This is a genomic window from Planomicrobium sp. CPCC 101110 (assembly GCF_007859395.1).
Lineage (GTDB): Bacteria > Bacillota > Bacilli > Bacillales_A > Planococcaceae > Planococcus.
In genome coordinates this window covers 25,547-46,024 of the sequence record NZ_VOHD01000011.1, presented here as the reverse complement: position 1 = coordinate 46,024, position 20,478 = coordinate 25,547, and the positions used below count along the sequence as shown (strand labels likewise).

Sequence of the window (20,478 nt, the reverse complement as noted above, 5' to 3'; positions counted from 1 at the left end):
TTATGATGAAGCTTATTCATATTACCCTGCCCGCAGGAGGTGAAAACTTTGTTCCCTTTTCGTATACGGAATCGGAGCAAAGGAATTCTTTGGACCTTGCCATCTACCTGATCGTGTTCGCTGTCTTGATCACCTGCGCCGCCCTTTTTTCCGCCAGGGATTTTGTTATGTCAAAAGCCCGTTCCACACATGCGAATCAGCTTAAAGAAAGCAAACTACAAAACTCTTTTCCTTTCACCCATACCGCTGTCCATCCAGATGGACCCATTTTTGCCCGCCAGCTTGGCTTGTTCAAAATGAAGCGTTTTTCACGCCCTGTTAAAAGCTCTGTCCAAGAAGAGTTAAAAGTGAAACTGGCCAGCAGTTATAGTAACGGCCATATTGTTCCTTTCAAGTATGCCTATGCAAGCAAAATTCTGGAGTTTGACCAATTGCTGGCAAAAGAAATTATGGTGCCGCGCACTGAAATGGCAATATTGGAGAAAAACATGGCTTTGAAAGAAGTGCTTCGCCTCAACGGAGTCGAACGGTTTACTCGTTATCCAATTGTTGATGGAGGCAAAGACCATGTGATCGGGCTTGTAAACATGAAACATCTGCTGGCTGCTTATGCAACCGACCCTTCGACTGGCGATTTGCCGGTCTCTTCGTATATTCAGCCTATTATTCAAGTGATCGGCTCAATACCAGTCGGCGACCTGTTATTGAAAATCCAGCGCGAACGTACTCATATGGCCATTCTAAGAGATGAATACGGCGGTACTTGCGGGCTTGTGACGATAGAAGACATCATTGAAGAAATAGTCGGGGATATTCAAGATGAATTCGACTCCAATGAAATTCCGCAAATCCAACAAATCGGCGAGCATCGGTATATATTTGATGCAAAACTGCGGATTGATGACGTTAACCAATTGTTGTCGATTGACATCGGCGATAAAGACATGGATACTATTGGAGGATGGTTTATGTCCAGAAGTTTTGAAGCCAATTCAGAACAAAAAATCTTCGAACAAGGCTATGACTTTTTCATCAATGACATCCAAGGCAACCATATCCGGTTTTTGGAAGTACATAAACGCTAAACAGTGAACATAAGATCCCTTAACGAAACGGCTCTCACCTGAGGGTCGTTTCCCTTTGTTTACAAGACTTGGAGGCGGGAAACAAAATGGAAGTATACACAAATTTACGCAAAGGAGAAAAAGGGGCATGGCTCAGTATAGGCGCATATATTTTCCTTAGCGCAATCAAGCTTTTCTTCGGCTTTACTGGATCTTCTGAAGCCCTAGTAGCCGATGGATTGAACAATTTATCCGATATTATCGCCTCGGTCGCCGTCTTAGTCGGCCTCCGCATTTCGCAAAAACCGCCAGATGAAAACCATCATTATGGCCATTTGCGTGCGGAAACCATCGCTTCCCTCTTAGCATCCTTCATCATGGCCGTTATCGGCATCCAAGTATTGCTTAGCGCAGCCCGCGGATTTTTCGGGCCGCCAGATGCAGCCCCTTCCCTGTTTACTGCTGGAGTGGCTTTCTTTTCAGCAGTCGTTATGTATGGGGTGTATCGCTATAATTTAAGGTTGAGCCAACAAATAAAAAGCAGCTCTGTTAAAGCTGCCGCTTACGATAACCGATCAGATGCCCTTGTCAGCATCGGCGCAGGAATCGGCATCATCGGCGCGATTTTTGGCGCCCCTATTCTTGATACCATTACAGCACTTATCGTCGGTTTCATCATTTTGAAAACAGCATGGGATATTTTCAAAGAAGCAGTCTTGACATTGACCGACGCGTTCAATGAAGAAGAAGGCGAAACAATGTCGGTTATTGTCCGTAAAGTGCCAGGTGTCCGGATTTTACGGGAGTTCAAAGGGCGCAATCACGGAAATGTCATGTTTGTCGATTTGACAATTGCCGTCGATCCTTCTTTGAATGTGATGGAAAGCCACTGGATCACAGAAGAAATAGAACGGAAAATACACAAAGTAAAGCCGAATTGTGTCATTCTGGTCCACATAGAACCGGATTTCACTATGCCGCCGGATGATGAAGAGTAAGGTTCGCTGATTACAACTTTCCCTCATCTCTTCTTGATGCTGGCCGCACTCCAACCTGTCTTGGATCTTTCAAGACAGGTTTTTTCTATAATAGCGTTCTTTTCCAGTCCATGCTTGATTTGAATGGCAAATATTTATATAGTTAAAAGTAAGATAAGTTATCTGAAAATTCAATAAAAATGAATCTAAGTCTCTTTTATGGGTAAACAAGGGCTGCCGGGAAAATATCTTTCTTTTGGCACAGGAACGCCTGCCTGCAAAATAAAAATTTAACGAGGTGTGAAAATGATAGCAGCTGAAGGCAATACACCTTTAAAAAAGCATGTATGGACCCTGATTCTTCTGAATTTATTGGATGGAACACTTACATATTTGGGACTTCACTTCGGTGTAATACAGGAAGGAAATCCTTTATTGCGGGAACTTTCCCCGCTCGCTATTCTTTCCGTCAAGCTTATGTTGTCCGTTTGCCTTTTCTGTTTGCTTTTTACTCCATTCGTTTTCATTCAGTCGGGCAAATGGCGCTGCTTCCTTATATCTGCCAATATGCTTTACTCTGTAATTTTGCTTCTCCATGTCGTTTGGATCGGCTTTCTGGTGATTGGCTAAGAACCTGATCTTCCTTTATTGCATATAAAAAAGCATCGCTCGGAGCGATGCTTTAAAAATTATTTGGCTGGAGCCTCTTTATCGGGCTGCAGTTGTCGTATGGTCATGTTTTTCCGGGAACACATTGCGGTCAAGATATTTGTGGAAGAACCATTCCCCAGCACCAATGACGATGGCCGAAATGATGGATGCTGTAATGATATCCGGGTTATTGCCAATCAATGCATCTCCCATCAACCAGATAACCAAAAAGGCGACAATGATGTCAGATATAGTGGCAATCATATTGCGTTTGTTTTGGTTTCTTGCATCTCCGGCTTTTCGGAAAATCATCAAATCTCCCATAACATAAGCAACTAAAGTAAGAACTAAACTGATCCATAAAGTGTCTGCAAAATTCACTTGGAAAAACCCTGTCAAGATAATTAAAAGGACCGCGGCGATCATGACAAACTTCATAATAAGTGCTTTAACATGGTTCATTCAATTTTCCTCCTTTTTTAGTTTGATTGGTTTCACTAATTTATACCCCACTTTTTTTTTATATAATCATTTTTTGAGTATAAAATATCATTTTCTTATACAAAGCCTTTTATTTTTTGGAGTAAGGCTTGAGGTCGACAAGCCGTTGTTCTGTTATTTCGGCCAATTCATCAATTTTAGTCTGCAGAAATTCCCAATCGGCTTCTTTTAACGCCTCGTTGTTGACTCCTTCTAATATATACAATTGCGTTTTCCAAATAGTTTCATGCCTCATTTCCGGAGCAAGTGCCGCAGCCACCGTAAGCGCTTCGGTCATTGAGGAAATGACCGAAATATCGTTCCGCCCCTGGTAAGAAAGCTGATAAAAAGCCCGATACAGGATTTCACGGTAGGAAGCGAATCGGTATTGAACTCGAATTTTATCCTTCGAGTCCGCCAAAACCAAATCATCGGTTTTCAAATGTCCCATTTTCCCTAATAGGTGCCCGAGACGTATTAAAATATCATTTGCGGTATTCGGATCCTGCCTGCCAGGTGAAATTGCACGGATAGCGACTTCGACTATTTTCTGTATGGCATAGCCCAGATCCTGTTCAGCGGTCCGTTCATCTCCGATTGTAAGAAATTCATTTATGGAAAAAACTTGCCCTTCTTTTCCGTAAAGTCGCATAAGCGGTTTTCCTTCATACACATAATCCCCGATTTTAGCCATTACCTCAATCTGGACATCATGTTTTTCTGCGAACTTCACTAAATCCACCAGGTTAAGAAATTGAATATAGCCTTTGCCGTTTGCTCCGATGGTTTCTTTTTCTTTCGCTGGTTCCCAATTTTCCAGGGACACATAGTTTTTTTCCTGAAGGCCAATATATTGGGAGATGACATCTTCTGCGTCGTTGATGAGTTTGTTGATCAATGTGCTGATCTGCACATTGGTCGCGACAAAATGAATATAGTAAGCAAAGGTTGCAATACTGAAGAAAACAACGGAAATGCCGACAGCTGTTGTCAGGATTTCGTGGTCAAACACGTCTTTTCTGATATACAAAAGGGAAAGCATGTTAAAAATAAAACTGGCGACAAAAATCCCCAAAACATGTTTCGTGGAGCGGCTTCTGATGAAATTCTCGGGCGCGCGCGGCGAAAATTGGGAGGTGTAGGTTGTTAGAACGACTAAAACCGTCGAGAATGTAAAAGTTGTCATAGTCAGCATAGCCGCCGTCAAGATTCCCAATATGGTTTGCCCGACTTCTACACTGGTCAGAAAAATGGAAGGGATGAACCTCTGCAGCCGTTCCACAAGATACAAATCAAAGTAAAATGACGCTAATGATAAAAGGATAGCCCCTACGCTGTATAGCGCCGGGGTTATCCAAACTTTTTCTTTAAGTGTGTAGGAAATCGGCTTCACATTTTATCCCCTGCTTTCGGTTTTGGTTTTCCTCCTCTTCCCTTTATGATTGAGCGGCAAACTCTGCAAAAAAAGGACGATCCCATCCCTTCTTTTCATAAGCTTGGACAAGTCCAGAAATTTTTATACCGACAACGGAATTTCTTTTACCCCCCTGACAATCATACCCGGCCGCCATTCCAATTCTTTTTTGTCAATTTCCAATTGCATATCTGGAAAGCGCTCAAGCAAACTTGATATGGCAATCTCACCCTCTAGACGTGCCAGCGGCGCTCCAAGACAGAAATGGATTCCCATTCCGAAAGCGAGATGCGGGCTTTTTTCCCGGGTAATGTCAAATGTTTCTGGATCATTGAATTTTTCGGGATCGTGGTTGGCCGCGTTCAAAGATACCACAACCAAATCGCCTCTTCGGATTTGTTTTCCGTTCAACTCCATATCTTCTGACGCCCAGCGGGATGTGCTGAATTCGACTGGGCCGTTATAGCGAAGCGATTCTTCGAGAGCTTGCGGAATCATTTCAGGATGTTCCCGCAATAAAGTCTGCTGCTCCGGAAAGTCCAACAAGGCCAATACCGTATTGCCGATCAAATTGACTGTGGTTTCATGGCCCGCAATAATCAGCAATGACACAACCCCATACAGTTCTTTTTCCGTCAGCCGGTCCCCTTCTTCCTCTGCGATGATCAGCTGGCTGATCAAATCACTGCCTGGATTCTCCCTCACTTTTTCAAACCACACGCCCAAATATTGAACAAACTGGTTCATATGCTCAAAAATACTGACTCCCACTTCACCGCTTGTTCCTTCAATCAAAGAATTTGACCAAAGGCGGAATTTATCCCGGTCTTCGGGAGGGACCCCAAGAATTTCACAAATAACAATGATCGGAAGCGGGAAGGCGAATTCATTAATCAAGTTGATGGAATTCCTGTCAGACAGCGGATCCAGCAATTCATCCGCAATTTCCTGGATGCGGTTCCGCATGCCTGCAATCATTTTCGGCGTAAAAGCTTTTTGGGCAAGCCCTCTCAACCGCTTGTGGTCGGGTGGATCGGAAAACAGCATATTTTGCGTAAATACACTCATTTGATCCATACTGCCGCCATATATCTTGGAGATATCTTTGATAAACCGCGGTTCTTTCAGCACTTCAACGGCATCTTCATAGCGAGTCACCAACCAGCCCAGCTGCCCATCTGGAAACCTCACTTGGTGAATCGGGTCCATTTCTCTAAGGCCGCTGTATATAGGATAGGGATTTTCCAAAAATCCTTTCGAAAACAATGCCGGTTTTTCCGAGTTCGATCTATTCATCGCTTCTCCTCCTTTTTCCTTTTCTATACCCTTACTCAAGCCACTTTGACTCATTCCTTCCGCATAAACTTGGAAATTTAATTCGGGTACACGAATAAAGAAATCAACGGTATTTTCTGATTTGCTGTTATTTTCTATCAAAAACTATTGACCGGCCTATTTGCTTCGATTATAGTGGAATTAACTTGAAGAAAGAGGTGAGGCATTATGGCTATTTTATTTTCTGAAACGCAAATCCAGTCTATAGTGCCCCCATCTGTGTATCGCTCTTAACCGATACGCTTCTTCCATTATGCCTGGGGACCATGGACTGCGATTTGTGCGCATCCATGGTCTTTTTATTATGCATAAACAGGAGGAATTCACATTGAATAAGATCGAACAGTACGGTTGGAATAGCAATTGGCAAGAAAAAGCGGCAGCACCAGGAATACCTGGGCGTGTGACGCTGGAGCACAAGCATTTGTACAGGGTAGTTACAGAAAACGGCGAGTGGCTGAGTTCCCTTTCCGGAAAATTCAAGCATGAACACGGCCATCAAGAATTTCCATCAGTCGGCGATTGGGTCATGGTCGAACAGATGCCGGGCGAAGAAAAAGGGATCATCCACAGAGTCCTTCCCCGTTCTTCCCAATTTTCGAGGAAGTCGGCTGGCGATACATCAGAAATCCAAACGATTGCGGTCAACATCGACTATGTGTTTCTGGTGATGTCGTTGAACCATGATTTTAATGTCAGGAGATTGGAGCGCTACTTGATCGCCTCATGGGATTCCGGCGCAAATCCGATTGTCGTGTTGACCAAGAAAGATCAATGCGCGGATATCGAACCTTATATGAAAGAAGTGGAATCGGTCGCGTTCGGCGTTCCGGTTCATGCGGTTTCAAGTGTCACCGGTGAAGGCATAGATGAATTGCAGAAAATTTTGGCAGGCGCTAAAACCGGAGCTTTGCTCGGATCTTCCGGTGTCGGAAAATCCTCGCTGATCAACGCATTGTCCGGAAGCGAGCTGATGGCCGTACAAGGAATCCGGGAAGACGACAGCAAAGGCCGCCATACGACAACGCACCGGGAATTGGTATTGCTGCCTACAGGCGGCTTGCTGATTGATACGCCGGGAATGAGGGAGTTTCAGCTGGGGGATTATTCGGAAGGCATGGAAACAAGCTTCAGCGATGTTGAAACGTTGGCGGACGCGTGCCGTTTCCGCGACTGCAGCCATGGCAATGAACCCGGCTGCGCCATCCAGGAAGCGCTGGCTGCCGGAGAATTGCCGCGCGACCGCTACCAGAGCTATTTGAAACTGAAGCGCGAACTCGCGCACATGGAACGAAAAAGTGATTTAGCGGCACAAAAAGCAGAACGCAGCAAATGGAAGCAAGTTACAAAAGACTACAGGAAACGGCCTGTGAAAAAACGGTGAAGCAATCACAAAAGGAGCGATACGAAAAAAACGTATCGCTCCTTTTTATTGTGCCGGCTCGGTCAGCCCGTGTTTGACGGCGTATAAAGCGGCTTGTGTGCGATCTTGCACACCTAGTTTTGTGAAGATATTGGAAATATGGGTTTTGACTGTTTTTTCCGTAACGAAAAGAGCAGAGGCGATTTCCCGGTTGCTTTTGCCTTTCGTCAATTCAAAAAGCACTTCCTGCTCTCTGGGCGTCAGTTGGTTAATGGTATGCGGCGGCGGTTCCGCCGGTCCTTTCAGCAATTCAGAAGTCGCTTTTGGATGGAGCGTGTTTTCCCCGCGCATCAAACTGCGGAGCGACGCGACGAGTTCATCCGGTTCAATATCCTTCAATTGATAACCCGCTGCTCCCGCTTCAATCGCCGGCACGACATGGTCGCGGTCTGAAAAACTGGTCAGCATCAAAATGATAATATCGGGATTTTGTTCTTTGATTTTTCGGGTTGCTTGAATGCCGTCCATAACCGGCATCACCAGATCCATCAAGACGATATCCGGCTGAAGTTTCGCTGCCATTTCGACCGCTTCTTTTCCATTGGCCGCTTCTCCAATCACTTCTATGTCTTTCTGTGTTTTCAGGAAAAACAACAAGCCGCGCCGGACAACATGGTGATCATCCGCTATCAATACTTTCACCTGCAACCCCTCCTATTAATACGGCATTCTTACAAGAATTTCCGTCCCTCTTTCAATTTCACTCGACCAATCGACCGATCCGCCCTCCGCTTCTGCGCGGTCGCGCATGCTTTGGATGCCGATTGAAGGAATGTAGACCTCTTCGTCGATAGCAAATCCACGGCCTTCATCTTTCAAGACAAGCAAGACGTCCGAAGATGTCACAGACAAATACAACTGCACTTCATTGACCCCGGCGTGCTTCCGGACATTGTTCAACGCCTCCTGTGAGATGCGGAATAGGGTTTCCTCAATCCGCGACGGCAACTGGATAACACCAGTCACTTTCAGCTCCAGGGACAAGCCGAGCATTTCGGCATATCCTTTCAAAGCTTCAAGCAAGCCGCTTTCCAGCCCTTTGGGACGCAGCTGCCAAATAAGCGCCCTCATTTCATTCAGCGCTTCCTGCGTCAAATGCTGAATGTCCCGAAACGTCCCCTGGATTTCCGGGTCTCCCGACATCTCAACGCCGCCGCGGGCAGTCAAAGTGACGGAGAACAGCAGCTGATTGACCGAATCGTGCAAATCCCGCGCTAAGCGGTTTCGTTCTTTGACAAGTGCAAGTTCCTGTTCTTGTTTTGTCAATCCAATGCGCTTGATGGCAGAACCGATTTGAAACGCGACAGATTCCAGCAGAGCAAGTTCATCATTCGAAAAACGAACCGTATCGGGCGCGGCAATGTTCAGCAGCCCAAATTTCTCTTCACCCGATTGCAGCGGCACGGTGGCATGATGGGTAATGCCTTCTGCATCTCCCGCTTTGGCGGAAAGTGCGTTTTCAATCCGCTGGCAAGCGATAATATTCGATGCCTTTTCCAGATCGCCATCCCGGTAGCGCTTGACGCACCAGCAGCCGCCTTTTTGCAGATGCCGGCAATCCCTTTCTTCAAGTGCTGGCGGCAAATTCGCATGTGCCACCAATCGGTGCCTGCCGTTTTCATCAATGAAGAAAATCCAGGCCGTCTCAAAATTGGAACCGTTCAAAAGTTTCGCAATAGCCCCTTCCAGCATCCGCTCCATGTCGGTTTCTTCATTGAGCAGTTCTGCAATTTCCTTTAATAATGCCACATTGGAATGTTCATCTAAAACCATAATTGCCACCTCATCACTGTTATCTTAACGATACATGTTTTGTACCCTCCTGCGCCTCGGTCTTTGGAATGAAAAAGCTCCCTTCTAGAGGGAGCTTCTTTGTCAGCGGCTATTCATTTCGTCCAGGAAAGACTCTTTGATGAATTCCAGCTTTTCATCGCTGTCCCGTTCGGTATCGGCGAAAACGCCAAAGTAGTATTTCACTTTCGGTTCCGTTCCGCTCGGGCGGACACAGATCCATGAACCGTCTTTCAGGAAAAACTTGAGGACGTTTGATTGCGGCAGCTCAATTTTTTCATCAGTCGCCAAATCGACAAACAACCGGTTCTGCGTTTCGTAGTCTTCGATCATGACAACCGGAACGCCGGCGATTGCCTGGATCGGCTCTTTTCGCAAACCTTCAAGCAAAGCGCTGATTTCGCGGGCGCCATCCACGCCTTTTTTCGTGATCGACACTAGGCTTTCGCGGTACCAGCCAAAACGGCCATATAGTTCAACAAGCACATCATGGAGGCTCTTGCCTTGCTGTTTGTAGTAAGCAGCGGCTTCGACAAGCAGCAGGACCGTTTGGACAGCATCTTTATCGCGCGCGAAGTCTTTGATCAGATATCCGTAGCTTTCTTCATAGCCGAAAAGGAACTCGAACGTCTTATTGGCATCGTTCTCTTTCAGCTTTTCACCGATGAATTTAAATCCAGTAAGCACGTCTTCGCAGCCGACGCCATAAGCATCAGCAACAACCCGCCCGAATTCGGATGTGACAATGGTTTTGAAGATGCGCCCGTTTTCCGGCAGCGTGCCTTTCCGTTCTTTTTGGCTGAGCAGATACTCGATCAGAATCGCGCCGGTCTGGTTGCCGCTCAAAAGTTCATAATGCGCGCCGGTCCATACTGCAATTCCTGCGCGGTCGCCGTCTGGATCTACCGCGATCAGCAAATCCGCTCCGGCTTCTTTGCCGTATTGCATCGCCATTTCAAAAGCGGAAGCTTCTTCCGGGTTTGGGGATTTGACTGTCGGAAATTCGCCGTCCGGTTCCATCTGTTCTTTCACATACGTAATGCCGTCATACCCTGCTTCGCTCAGCAAGCGCTGCACCGTCAGGCCGGATGCGCCGTGAAGCGGGGTGAACACCGCTTGGATCGGGCTTGCCGCGTGTTCCTGGACAGTCAGGGCATTCGTGATATATGCCTGGTCGAGCTTTTCATCAATCATGACCAAAAGGTCTTCTTGGAACTCAGAGTTGTTGATCATCAGCTCATCTTCCACCTGGCTGACATATTCGATGACCCGGTCGGCATCAGCCAGATTCAATTGGGCGCCGTCATCCCCGTATACTTTGTAGCCATTGTATTCAGGCGGGTTGTGGCTTGCCGTAATGACGATTCCCATAAACGCATTCAAGTATCGGACACTGAAAGACAATTGCGGAGTTGTCCGGGGCGCGCTGTACAAGTACGTATGGATGCCATTTGCTGCAAATGTCCGAGCCGCTTCCATCGCGAACTCAGGGGACATGCGGCGGCTGTCATACGCAATGACCATCCCTCTTGCCATCGCTTCTGCACCGTTCTCTTTTATGTAATCGGCAATTCCTTGGGATGCTTTCCGCACAGTATAAATGTTCATGCGGTTTGTACCCGGTCCAATCTCCCCGCGCATGCCGCCGGTGCCGAACACCAAGTCCTGATGAAAGGCGTCTTCCGCCCATTTCTCATCATCTTTCAAAAGATTCAATGTTTCTTTTGTCGTTTCGTCCAATTGATCGTGTTCAAGCCAGCGTTTGATTTTTTCTTTCCATGCCATAAAAAAACACCATCCTTTCTTTTACATTCAGTTTACCAAAGAAAGCGAAAAAAAGCCGCTCCCATTTTGGAAGCGGCTTCTGTATCAGGCAATAAAATATAGTTGATGCAATTATTCCGCAAAACAGCTCCGCTTTCCGGCGGGCAAGCATTGGTCGAATGGCATTTGACCGATGCTTTGCAACGAAGCAGCGGAGCGATGCAGGTGCAATGCAGAAACAAACGTCCTTGCCTTTCCAAAGCGGCAGAAGCGGTCTGCAACAAATACCTTCTTTATTTCAACGTATCTGTTTCAGTCTTTTTTATATTCTACACGGTATACGTCATGACGGCGGTCTTTCAATTGCTTGACTGTACCGTTTTGGCGCTGGCGGCGCAAAATTTCAAGATCCACATCCCCGATCAGCACCATCTCCAAGTTTGCATTCGTTTCCCCGACAATGCCGTCGCGGGCAAATTCAAAATCGGACGGAGCAAAAATGCCGGATTGGGCATATTGGATATCCATGTTTTCCGTTTGCGGCAAGTTGCCGACTGTCCCGGAGATGACCGTGTAGATCTGATTTTCTACAGCGCGTGCTTGTGCGCAATAGCGTACGCGCAAGTAGCCTTGGCGGTCTTCTGTACAGAACGGCGTGAAAATGATATTGGCTCCCATGTCTGTCGCAATGCGGGCAAGCTCCGGAAATTCAATATCATAACAGATCTGGATGGCGATTTTTCCGCAATCCGTATCGAATACGCGGACTGAATCGCCTGCTGAAATTCCCCACCATTTCCGCTCATTTGGCGTGATATGGATTTTATACTGTTTGTCGATCGAACCATCGCGGCGGAACAGATAAGCGATGTTGTAAATCTCATCGTCTTCTTCCTTAACGAAGTGAGAGCCGCCGACAATGTTGACGTTATAGCGCACCGCAAGGTCAGTGAACAATTCGATATACTGAGGTGTATATTCTGTCAGTTTACGGACTGCCTGGCTTGGCGATGGCTCGTTCAAGAAGGACATGAGCTGCGTCGTGAAAATTTCCGGGAATACCACAAAGTCGGAATGCGCATCCGATGCCACATCGACAAAATATTCCACCTGGCTTGCCAAATCTTCGAATGATTCGATGGCACGCATCAAATACTGGACCACACAGATGCGGACCGGCAGACTTGTTTTGAAATGGCGTTTGGAGATCGGTTTATAGTCCACGTTGTTCCATTCCATCAATGTTGCATATTTCCCTGAAGCCAAATCATCATCCAAATAGTTGGGATTGATGCGCATGAGCTGGAAGCCGTTCATCAATTGGAACGTCAGAACTGGATCGTAGATCTTATGGCGGGACACCGCATCTACATATTCTCTTGGCGACATTTCATCTGCGTGCTTTGAATAATTCGGAATGCGTCCGCCGATGATGATCGATTTCAGATTCAGTTCACGCGCCAATTCCTTGCGCGCTTCGTATAGCCGCTGCCCGACCTGCATCCGCCGGAACTCGGGATGGACCATGACTTCGATTCCATACATATTATAGCCATCAGGATTATGGTTTGTAATATATCCGCCGTCAGTAACATCGTCCCATGTATGGCGGTCGTCGTATTCATCAAAATTTATCAGCAAGCTCGAGCATGAGCCGATCACTTTTCCGTCAAGTTCAGCTACAAGCTGTCCTTGTGGAAAAACGCCCAAATGGCTTCTTAATTGCTCTTCTTTCCACGGGTCCATCCCCGGGAAACATAAACGCTGCATTTCCATAATTGCATTTATATCGGCATAAGTCATCTCGCGGATGATCATGCTTTTTTCGAAATTGGACAAATCGAACTGTTCTGGCACTGCAGCCACTCCTTCACAAAAGATTCATAGTTCATTATATAGGATAGTCTACTATCATGATAATATTTTACTTGCCGAGGTTTAAGAATTATACTTTTATAGAAGAAAATCTTGAAAAGAGGTACTACTTATATGTCCAAGCGCCAAGAAAACGTTTTGCTGTCCATGTGGGTGGTCTCACTGGCTGCTACAATGGGATCGCTGTATTTTTCTGAAATCCGGGGGTATATACCATGCGAATTGTGTTGGATCCAGCGCATTTTCATGTATCCGCTTGTTATCATCATCGGAGTTGCCTACGTCCAGAAAAACGTGCGCATCGCCGCTACTACCATGATTTTTGCCATTATCGGCGGATGCATCTCCCTTTACCATTATGGAATCCAAAAGCTGACTTTTTTGGCTGACTCAGCCCCTTCCTGCGGGCAAGTTCCATGTACCGGCCAGTACATCAATTGGCTGGGGTTTATCACCATTCCATTTTTAGCGCTTATCGCATTTACAACAATTGCAGGGCTGAGCATTTATTTGTGGAAAACACTCAAGGAGGAAAAATAAAATGAAAAAAATGATCGCCATCGCGGCTGTTTTCGTCCTTATTTTCGGATTGATCATCTTCTTGACCAATCAGTCGAATGACAAAAAGCTTGCAAACAATCCATACGGCACAGAAGATTTGGAACAGCCGACCATCGACCAGCTGGATGATGAAAACTACCAAAATATCGCGCTGCCGGATGAAGTCAATGAAAAAATCACAAGCGGCGAGCCGACGACGGTTTATTTTTTCAGCCCGACTTGCCCTCATTGCCAGGCAACAACTCCGGTTTTGATGCCGGTTGCTGAAGATATGGATGTAGACGTCTTGCAGTACAATCTGTTAGAGTTTGAACAAGGATGGCAAGACTATGCCATCGAAGCGACACCGACGCTAGTCCATTACGAGGATGGAAAAGAAGTGGCGCGCTGGGTCGGTTCACAGCCGAAAGAGATTATTGAAAAGTTTTTCAATGAAGTGGTTTTAAAATAATTGATAAAAGGATCATGTGCGGTGCGCATGATCCTTTTTTATGGAGGAAAGCCCGATGAGTTGGAGTTATGAAGTGAAAGATGACGGCATGACCGTCGAAGAATTGCTGCGGTCCGAATGGAGATTAGGAAAAAAGGTCGTCCATGAAATGCGGATGGCGAAAAGCGTGAAAAACGACAAGTTTCAAGAAGTGGTTTGGAAAGAGCCGCTAACCAAGGGCACGGTTTTGCATTTCGACCTGCCTCCTGCGTCGTCGCCGTATGAACCGAAGCACGATGTGGAATTGCCGATTTTGTTTGAAGATGACCATTTTCTCATCGCCAGCAAACCGAAAAGCATGAAAACACACCCGAACGAAACGGGCCAGATCGATACATTCATCAACGCCATTCTCGGCCATATCGTCCGCAATGGCGGTTCCTACGCGGAACATGTCCACCGTCTTGACCAAGGAACGTCGGGCTTGTTGATGGTTGCCAAGCATCCGGTCGCCAAAAACGTCCTGGACCGTATGCTGGAGCAAAAACAGCTTGTCCGTGATTATGAAGCCGTCGTCAAAGGAAAAGTGCGTGAAAAATCCGGCACCATCGACGCGAAGCTGGGGCGCGACCGCCATCATGCCACTCGGCGCATTGCATCGCCGACCGGCCAAAGCGCGGTCACCCATTATAAAGTGGTCAGGCAAATGGAAGGCAAATCGATTCTTCACTTGTCGCTTGAAACCGGCCGGACACACCAAATCCGCGCGCACCTTGCCCACCTTGGAAATCCGATCATCGGGGATGAATTGTACGGAGGAACGCCGACACAAGATGGTGCCTATCACTTGCATGCTTTCCGCATGTCATTCGTCCATCCATTTACTGGAGAAAAAATCGTGGTTGAAGATACATCACGGTAACTAAAAAAGAATCAAGCAGCCTGCATAGAGAATTCTATGCGGGTTTTTTTAAGTTGTAAAGAAAGTGCGGAAGCTATCCATTCCGCTTCTGCCGGGCGCTTTTGGGCCCAAAGGATGTAGGCCATGCATCTGGCACGACAATGAAACAACAGCACACCGGATTCAAACTGAAAAAACCGCCAATCATTCACTCGATTGGCGGTTAAGCGGTCAAGCTGTGATGTTATCCGGATGAATTCCGGTGCGGCGGTCTTGGTTGAGCGCATCGATCATCGCCATCTCTTCTGCAGATAACGAAAAATCATAAACCGAGGCATTATCTGCAATGCGCGATGGTGTCACCGATTTCGGAATGACGGCCAAATCACTTTGAAGGTGCCAGCGGATGATCACTTGGGCCACTGTTTTCCCGTGGACTTCCGCAATTTTTTGGAGAGTGCTTTCTGTCAATAAGGACCCTCGCGCCAAAGGCGACCAAGAAGTGACGGCAATATCGTTTGCAGCACAAAACGCGCGCAGCGGCTTTTGCGTCAGGTGCGGGTGCAGTTCGATTTGATTGACCATCGGCTTTGTATTGGCTGTGGCCATGATTTTCCCAAGGTGGTGTTCCTGGTGATTTGAAACTCCGATGGAACGGACCAATTTTTCATCATATAAACGCTGAATCGCCCGGTATGTATCTTCATACTTGCCGGGAACTGCCCAATGTGTCAAATACAAATCCAGATAATCAAAGCCGAGCCGCTCGAGCGATGCTTCAAATGCTTGCAATGTTTCATCATAGCCTTGGTCCGAGTTCCATACTTTTGATGTGATGAACACATCTTCACGCTTGGCGTCCGAAGCGCGTACCGCTTCTCCGACTTCCCGCTCATTATCATACAGCGCCGCTGTATCAATGGCCCGGTAGCCGCCATTGATGGCGGTGACCATCGCCTCCACCGCAATTTCACTGTCGGTCATCTTATAGACGCCTAGCCCGAAACGCGGCATTTGGACTCCATTATGCAAGGTTTTTGTTGAGTTGATTGTAAGTTCCATAGCATTCACCCTTTCTTTCACCATTGTACAAATAGCCGGCACAAATTTCGACTTTCTCCGGTTATTTTTTTAAAAGCTCTTGCTTTTTCTATCAAAAGCGAATAATATTTGAAAGGTTGTTTAAATCGTTCGTGTTTTGAAAGGGGTTTGGAGATGTTTCATTTAAGAGAATATGGAACAGATGTAAAAACTGAAGTGTTGGCAGGAACTACCACGTTTTTGACCATGGCTTATATCGTCATTGTCAATCCTGTTATTCTAGGGGCGGCAGGCGTGCCGTTTGATCAAGTATTCCTTGCGACAATAGCCGCTTCTGTGATCGGTACATTATGGATGGCGCTTTTTGCCAACTACCCGATTGCCATAGCTCCCGGCATGGGATTGAATGCGTATTTCACATCGATGGTGCTGGCTTCCGGCGGCGCAATCGATTATACTACCGCATTTGCGGCAGTTTTTGCCGCTGGGTTGATTTTTGTTGTTTTATCATTGACGCGTTTACGGAAAGTGCTGATCGAAGCCATTCCGGAAAACTTGAAACATGCCATCACAGCCGGCATTGGGCTGTTTATCGCTTTTATCGGCATGCGCCTGAGCGGCATCATCGTCGCCAACGAAGCGAACCTTGTGGGTCTCGGCGACTTGACTTCCCCGCCTGTTGCATTAACATTGCTCGGCTTATTGATCACCCTTATTTTCATGTCGCTGAACATACATGGCGGAATTTTTTACGGCATGATTGTTACCGGTATTGTCGCTTTCTTTACTGGCCAATTAAAATTTGGTGAAGGATTTTTGAAACTGCCGTCTTTGCCTGAAGGCATCATCATCTGGAACCCGCTTGAAGCTTTTCAACTTGTTATCCAGTATGGTTTATACGGCGTCGTGTTTTCATTTTTGCTTGTTACGCTGTTTGATACGACCGGGACGATGATCGGGGTCGCCAAACAAGCAGGATTGATGAAAGAAAGCAAGATGCCCCGCATGCGCCAAGCGCTGCTTGCCGACTCGGTTGCCGCTACAGCCGGCGCCATGATCGGGACCAGCCCCACCTCCGCTTATGTGGAATCGTCAGCCGGTGTTGCTGCGGGCGGGCGGACAGGATTGACAACTTTGACGGTTGCCATCCTATTCATCATTGCCGCTTTTTTCGGTCCGCTTGTCGGTTCTTTATCAAGCGTTGCCGCAATTACATCGCCTGCTTTGATCATTGTCGGCAGTTTGATGATTGGTGCGGTCAAACAAATCGACTGGGACCAGTTTGACGAAGCGTTTCCCGCCTTCCTGATCATCCTGGCAATGCCTTTGACTTCAAGCATCGCTACAGGAATCGCACTCGGCTTTATCTCTTATCCCTTGATGAAAATTTTCAAAGGAAAAGGGAAAGCCGTCCATCCGATCTTGTATGTGTTTGCGGTGCTTTTCACCATTCAAATTTTGATTGCGCCTCATTAAATAGAAGGACTTGAACCATAAACGCAACTCAGAAAAAGGCATCCGATCAACGCTGACCGGATGCCTTTTTTTGCTGCGGGGAATAGAAAAACTTCCCTTCCATTTCAGGCGCACTCTCTCGAACATGGCCATAGCAAATCGTTTCATTTTTTCTCTCAAAAGGCTGCTAAACAAAAAAACCGCCCTCTCGGCGGTTTTTCCATTTCTATATTCTTGCACGGCGGTCCGAGACTGCAGCAGAGAAAATAAGGACAACGGCTGTCAGCAAGTGAAGCGCCCAGCCGACCAGCGGGAACCATGAGACCAGGCTCGTGATGATTCCCAGAATCGAACCGCTTTTTGGTGAGTATTCCCGAAAACAGAAAAACAACGTGATCACATGGAGGACAAACATGACCCCAAGCGCCGTATATCCGGTGCTGACGACAAACCCGCCGCCAATGAACGGAATAGCTAAGAATGCTTCGGCAAGTCCCGTCAGCCACATCAAAGCCACAGAAATTTTCATTCTCATTCTTTTCACCTCTTTCTCGAATCTTTCGTATACCATATATACGGATAACTTCCGATTTCGTTTCATTTTATTTTGACCTGTTCAAATTCCTCTCTTATATGGACAGAAATTATTCACATTTCATCCCGTGCTTTTATTTCATTTTCCCCGTGTATAAGCTATACTAAACAACAGATGCACATTTCAAGGAGGTCGTTAATTATGAACTTAATCCTTATTTTAGGTGTCGTGGTAGCCTTCTTATCAGCTATTCTTTCAGCTGGACACGACGACAAGCCAGGTACTTTCGAAGAGAAATAATGCAAAAGGACAGCGAAATCGCTGTCCTTTTTTCATTTTAATCCGGGATAATCCTGCTGGCGCAATGCTTCGTACATCAAAATAGCGGCCGTATTGGACAAATTCAGCGAACGGATATGCTCGTTCATCGGAATCCGCAGGCAGCGGTCAAGGTTCTCGTCAATCAGTTCCCTTGGCAGCCCTTTTGTTTCCTGGCCGAACACGAAGAAATGATCTTTTTCCCTGTCCGAAAAATCGAATGTCGTATACGTTTTCGTGCCGAATTTGGTAATGTAATAGAATTCCCCGTCTTTGTAGCTGTCGAACAGATCCTGCAGTGAATCGTGGTACGTCAAATCTACATGTTCCCAGTAGTCGAGTCCTGCTCGCTTCAACATCTTATCGTCCGTCGAAAAGCCGAGCGGCCGGACTAAGTGCAGCTTCACTCCTGTTCCCGCACATGAGCGGGCGATGTTTCCGGTATTCGCCGGAATCAGCGGTTGGTATAAAACAATGTGTATAGCCAAATCCTTCACTTATCCTTTCAATTCTTCAGCAAAAAATGCCAATCCTTTTTGAATTTCTTCGAGCACTTCTTCGTCCTGCTCTTTCTGCTCTGCTTGTTTCAAAGCGGCAAGCCCTTCAGCTGTTCCGATTTTCCCGATTGCCCACGCTGCTGTTCCGCGGATTACCGGCCGGTCATCCCTTGTCATCAACCCGATCAATGCCGGTACAGCGCTCTCTTCCTTGAAATGCGCAAGCGCCAAGATGGCATTGCGCTGAATCGGCTTTTTGCCGCGCCATGAACCCGATACATAGCCGAACTTCGCTTTGAATTCCTTGTTCGAAATCGTTAACAGCGGTTCAAGAAGCGGCTTGGCGATTTCCGGATCCGGTTCAAATTCCGCATGGATAAGATTTGCCTTCCGTTTGTTTTTCGGGCACACTGTCTGGCATGTATCACATCCATATAGCCGGTTGCCGATGACCGTACGGAATTCATCCGGCAAAAAGCCTTTGGTCTGCGTCAAAAATGAAATGCAGCGCTGGGCGTTCAGTTGGCCCCCTTCGACAATCGCGCCTGTCGGGCACGAATCGATGCACAGCCGGCAATCGCCGCATTGGTCTTCCATCGGTTCATCAAACCGGAACGGGATGTTTGTGATCATTTCCCCGAGGTATACATATGAACCGAATTCCGGCGTAATGATATTGGTGTTTTTCGCGCTCCAGCCGATGCCTGCGCGTTCCGCCACTGCACGGTCGGACAGTTCGCCCGTGTCCACCATTGACCGCATGCGCGCATCAGGATAATGGGCAGCGATAAAGGCTTCCAGCAGCGTCAGGCGTTCCTTTAACGCCGCGTGGTAATCTTTCCCCCAAGACGAGCGGGAAAAGATGCCGCGCCGCGCGCCCTTTACGCCTTGCGGTGCGTCTTTCATTTTTGACGGATAGGCAATCGCAATGGCGATGATGCTCACCGCTTCATCCAGTAAAAGATCCGGGCGCGTCCGCTTTTCGATATCCGGTTCTTCAAATCCGGACTGGTACTTCAATTGCTGCTGGCGGATCAGCCGGTGCCGCAAATTATAAAAAGGCTCTGCCGATGCAAAACCGATTTTATCAATCCCGATTTCAGAGGCATATGCAACAAGCTCTTGTTGAAACCCTTCGAGATTCATTGTTGGTAACCCCTCACTCTATTTTATGATACGATGATTAAAACCCACTTGGAAGGAAGATTGCGCATGGACATCTCAATCAATCCTAAAATTCTCGAAATTCTTCCTGATTTTAAAATAGGAACGATTCATTATAACAATATCACCGTTTCCGAGTCACCTCAAATGTTAAAAGGCCGCCTTCAGCTTTTTCAGGAACAATTGTATTTTGATCTGGAAGAAAAAGAATTCACCGATTTCCCGGGACTTCTTGAATGGCAGCTGGTATGGAAAGCGTTAGGCGCAGATCCAAGTCGCTACCGCCCTTCTGCAGAAGCTTTGTTCCGCAGAATCCGCAAACAGAATTACCTGACACCGATCCATTCGGGAGTGGACATGAACAGCTTCCTGTCCCTGCAATATGAGATTCCGCTCGGTTTATACGATGCGGATAAAATCTCCGGCACTGTAAAAATCTCCATCGGCACTGAGCAGGACCAGTATGAAGGCATAAACAACCGCATCAATACATTGACCAATATTCTCGTCTCAAAAGACGATCAAGGCGCTTTCGGCAGTCCTTACGTCGATTCCAGACGGACGATGGTCACTGAACAAACGGTGAACGCCTTACATATATTTTATCTGCGCCCTTCCATGGACCGGGATAATGCAATCCAAATGCTTACCGCCGCTTCCAATATGTTCACAGGCATCAATGGAGGCAGCGCTGAAGTTGCTGTCTGGTAGCCAGAAAACCACTGCTTTGGAAAACCAAAGCAGTGGTTTTCTGTTTTCAGCCGCATCTTTTGTATACCATTTCAACAGTAAGCATATTCTT

General features: G+C 46.9%; 20 protein-coding genes. 9 read left to right on the top strand and 11 right to left on the bottom strand.

From position 1 onward, the window contains the following. Positions 1-89 precede the first annotated feature (89 nt). The 3 genes from FQV30_RS16060 to FQV30_RS18395 all read left to right on the top strand — a co-directional run bounded on the left by FQV30_RS16060 (position 90) and on the right by FQV30_RS18395 (position 2,671). Positions 90-1,085 carry a hemolysin family protein gene (locus FQV30_RS16060; RefSeq protein ID WP_255473508.1) on the top strand — a complete coding sequence of 332 codons (996 nt, stop codon included), beginning with the start codon at positions 90-92 and terminating at the stop codon, positions 1,083-1,085. Between the two features lie 86 nt (positions 1,086-1,171). Further along, a complete protein-coding gene (locus FQV30_RS16055) occupies positions 1,172-2,062 on the top strand; it encodes a cation diffusion facilitator family transporter (protein ID WP_146501145.1) in 891 nt (296 codons plus the stop codon). A 285-nt stretch (positions 2,063-2,347) separates the two neighbouring features. Then, entirely contained in the window at positions 2,348-2,671 is a 324-nt protein-coding gene (locus FQV30_RS18395) for a DUF5658 family protein (RefSeq protein WP_222434334.1), read from the top strand. A gap of 78 nt (positions 2,672-2,749) precedes the next feature. On the opposite strand, the gene FQV30_RS16050 is transcribed toward FQV30_RS18395, so the two are convergent. The 3 genes from FQV30_RS16050 to FQV30_RS16040 form a co-directional block, all read right to left on the bottom strand. Continuing rightward, positions 2,750-3,154, bottom strand: coding sequence for a DUF2512 family protein (locus FQV30_RS16050; protein ID WP_146501144.1), 405 nt, complete (start codon positions 3,152-3,154; stop codon positions 2,750-2,752). Between the two features lie 109 nt (positions 3,155-3,263). Continuing rightward, the gene (locus FQV30_RS16045; protein ID WP_146501143.1) at positions 3,264-4,565 is read right to left on the bottom strand and encodes a DUF2254 domain-containing protein; all 1,302 of its coding nucleotides are present in this window, start codon (positions 4,563-4,565) and stop codon (positions 3,264-3,266) included. 123 nt (positions 4,566-4,688) lie between these two features. Beyond that, positions 4,689-5,882 (bottom strand): cytochrome P450 family protein, encoded by a 1,194-nt coding sequence (locus FQV30_RS16040; RefSeq protein ID WP_146501142.1) that lies wholly within the window; start codon positions 5,880-5,882, stop codon positions 4,689-4,691. 343 nt (positions 5,883-6,225) lie between these two features. Between FQV30_RS16040 and rsgA the strand changes: the two genes are divergently transcribed. Continuing rightward, positions 6,226-7,305 (top strand): ribosome small subunit-dependent GTPase A, encoded by a 1,080-nt coding sequence (rsgA, locus tag FQV30_RS16035; protein ID WP_146501141.1) that lies wholly within the window; start codon positions 6,226-6,228, stop codon positions 7,303-7,305. A gap of 45 nt (positions 7,306-7,350) precedes the next feature. Here rsgA and FQV30_RS16030 read toward each other — a convergent pair whose 3' ends face one another. From FQV30_RS16030 to FQV30_RS16015, 4 genes are all read right to left on the bottom strand, one after another. Beyond that, the gene (locus tag FQV30_RS16030) at positions 7,351-7,986 is read right to left on the bottom strand and encodes a response regulator (RefSeq protein ID WP_146501140.1); all 636 of its coding nucleotides are present in this window, start codon (positions 7,984-7,986) and stop codon (positions 7,351-7,353) included. A gap of 15 nt (positions 7,987-8,001) precedes the next feature. Continuing rightward, positions 8,002-9,117 (bottom strand): GAF domain-containing sensor histidine kinase, encoded by a 1,116-nt coding sequence (locus tag FQV30_RS16025; RefSeq protein WP_146501139.1) that lies wholly within the window; start codon positions 9,115-9,117, stop codon positions 8,002-8,004. Positions 9,118-9,219: 102 nt separating this feature from the next. Continuing rightward, positions 9,220-10,920, bottom strand: a complete 1,701-nt coding sequence (locus tag FQV30_RS16020; RefSeq protein WP_146501138.1) for a phospho-sugar mutase — start codon at positions 10,918-10,920, stop codon at positions 9,220-9,222. Between the two features lie 291 nt (positions 10,921-11,211). Next, on the bottom strand, positions 11,212-12,756 hold the full coding sequence (locus tag FQV30_RS16015) for a carbon-nitrogen hydrolase family protein (RefSeq protein ID WP_146501137.1): 1,545 nt from the start codon (positions 12,754-12,756) through the stop codon (positions 11,212-11,214). Between the two features lie 132 nt (positions 12,757-12,888). Between FQV30_RS16015 and FQV30_RS16010 the strand changes: the two genes are divergently transcribed. From FQV30_RS16010 to FQV30_RS16000, 3 genes are read left to right on the top strand one after another with little or no spacing between them, the layout of a single operon-like run. Beyond that, a complete protein-coding gene (locus FQV30_RS16010; protein WP_146501136.1) occupies positions 12,889-13,314 on the top strand; it encodes a disulfide oxidoreductase in 426 nt (141 codons plus the stop codon). Between the two features lies 1 nt (position 13,315). Further along, positions 13,316-13,786 (top strand): thioredoxin family protein, encoded by a 471-nt coding sequence (locus tag FQV30_RS16005; protein WP_146501135.1) that lies wholly within the window; start codon positions 13,316-13,318, stop codon positions 13,784-13,786. A 55-nt stretch (positions 13,787-13,841) separates the two neighbouring features. Further along, the gene (locus FQV30_RS16000) at positions 13,842-14,687 is read left to right on the top strand and encodes an RluA family pseudouridine synthase (RefSeq protein WP_146501134.1); all 846 of its coding nucleotides are present in this window, start codon (positions 13,842-13,844) and stop codon (positions 14,685-14,687) included. 210 nt (positions 14,688-14,897) lie between these two features. Here the strand turns inward: FQV30_RS16000 and FQV30_RS15995 are convergent, their stop codons facing one another. Then, positions 14,898-15,728: an aldo/keto reductase gene (locus FQV30_RS15995; protein WP_146501133.1), complete on the bottom strand. Its 831-nt coding sequence runs from the start codon at positions 15,726-15,728 to the stop codon at positions 14,898-14,900. 153 nt (positions 15,729-15,881) lie between these two features. Between FQV30_RS15995 and FQV30_RS15990 the strand changes: the two genes are divergently transcribed. Next, positions 15,882-17,183: an NCS2 family permease gene (locus FQV30_RS15990; RefSeq protein ID WP_146501132.1), complete on the top strand. Its 1,302-nt coding sequence runs from the start codon at positions 15,882-15,884 to the stop codon at positions 17,181-17,183. Between the two features lie 205 nt (positions 17,184-17,388). On the opposite strand, the gene FQV30_RS15985 is transcribed toward FQV30_RS15990, so the two are convergent. The 3 genes from FQV30_RS15985 to queG all read right to left on the bottom strand — a co-directional run bounded on the left by FQV30_RS15985 (position 17,389) and on the right by queG (position 19,658). Next, on the bottom strand, positions 17,389-17,697 hold the full coding sequence (locus FQV30_RS15985) for a hypothetical protein (protein WP_146501131.1): 309 nt from the start codon (positions 17,695-17,697) through the stop codon (positions 17,389-17,391). 332 nt (positions 17,698-18,029) lie between these two features. Then, positions 18,030-18,503: a tRNA (uridine(34)/cytosine(34)/5-carboxymethylaminomethyluridine(34)-2'-O)-methyltransferase TrmL gene (trmL, locus tag FQV30_RS15980; RefSeq protein ID WP_146501130.1), complete on the bottom strand. Its 474-nt coding sequence runs from the start codon at positions 18,501-18,503 to the stop codon at positions 18,030-18,032. A gap of 9 nt (positions 18,504-18,512) precedes the next feature. After that, on the bottom strand, positions 18,513-19,658 hold the full coding sequence (gene queG, locus FQV30_RS15975) for a tRNA epoxyqueuosine(34) reductase QueG (protein ID WP_146501129.1): 1,146 nt from the start codon (positions 19,656-19,658) through the stop codon (positions 18,513-18,515). Positions 19,659-19,724: 66 nt separating this feature from the next. Here queG and FQV30_RS15970 point away from each other — a divergent pair, with 66 nt between their 5' ends. Next, a complete protein-coding gene (locus tag FQV30_RS15970) occupies positions 19,725-20,387 on the top strand; it encodes a B3/B4 domain-containing protein (protein WP_146501128.1) in 663 nt (220 codons plus the stop codon). The last annotated feature ends 91 nt before the right edge of the window (positions 20,388-20,478 follow it).

Excerpts from the sequence above, each read along its gene's own strand:
- FQV30_RS15990 (WP_146501132.1), top strand. The coding sequence starts at position 15,882 with ATGTTTCATTTAAGAGAATATGGAACAGATGTAAAAACTGAAGTGTTG.
- FQV30_RS15970 (WP_146501128.1), top strand. The coding sequence starts at position 19,725 with ATGGACATCTCAATCAATCCTAAAATTCTCGAAATTCTTCCTGATTTT.
- queG (WP_146501129.1), bottom strand. The coding sequence starts at position 19,658 with ATGAATCTCGAAGGGTTTCAACAAGAGCTTGTTGCATATGCCTCTGAA.
- FQV30_RS16050 (WP_146501144.1), bottom strand. The coding sequence starts at position 3,154 with ATGAACCATGTTAAAGCACTTATTATGAAGTTTGTCATGATCGCCGCG.
- FQV30_RS18395 (WP_222434334.1), top strand. The coding sequence starts at position 2,348 with ATGATAGCAGCTGAAGGCAATACACCTTTAAAAAAGCATGTATGGACC.
- FQV30_RS16020 (WP_146501138.1), bottom strand. The coding sequence starts at position 10,920 with ATGGCATGGAAAGAAAAAATCAAACGCTGGCTTGAACACGATCAATTG.
- FQV30_RS16005 (WP_146501135.1), top strand. The coding sequence starts at position 13,316 with ATGAAAAAAATGATCGCCATCGCGGCTGTTTTCGTCCTTATTTTCGGA.
- FQV30_RS16040 (WP_146501142.1), bottom strand. The coding sequence starts at position 5,882 with ATGAATAGATCGAACTCGGAAAAACCGGCATTGTTTTCGAAAGGATTT.
- rsgA (WP_146501141.1), top strand. The coding sequence starts at position 6,226 with ATGCATAAACAGGAGGAATTCACATTGAATAAGATCGAACAGTACGGT.
- FQV30_RS16010 (WP_146501136.1), top strand. The coding sequence starts at position 12,889 with ATGTCCAAGCGCCAAGAAAACGTTTTGCTGTCCATGTGGGTGGTCTCA.
- FQV30_RS15985 (WP_146501131.1), bottom strand. The coding sequence starts at position 17,697 with ATGAGAATGAAAATTTCTGTGGCTTTGATGTGGCTGACGGGACTTGCC.
- FQV30_RS16000 (WP_146501134.1), top strand. The coding sequence starts at position 13,842 with ATGAGTTGGAGTTATGAAGTGAAAGATGACGGCATGACCGTCGAAGAA.
- FQV30_RS16025 (WP_146501139.1), bottom strand. The coding sequence starts at position 9,117 with ATGGTTTTAGATGAACATTCCAATGTGGCATTATTAAAGGAAATTGCA.
- FQV30_RS15995 (WP_146501133.1), bottom strand. The coding sequence starts at position 15,728 with ATGGAACTTACAATCAACTCAACAAAAACCTTGCATAATGGAGTCCAA.
- FQV30_RS16055 (WP_146501145.1), top strand. The coding sequence starts at position 1,172 with ATGGAAGTATACACAAATTTACGCAAAGGAGAAAAAGGGGCATGGCTC.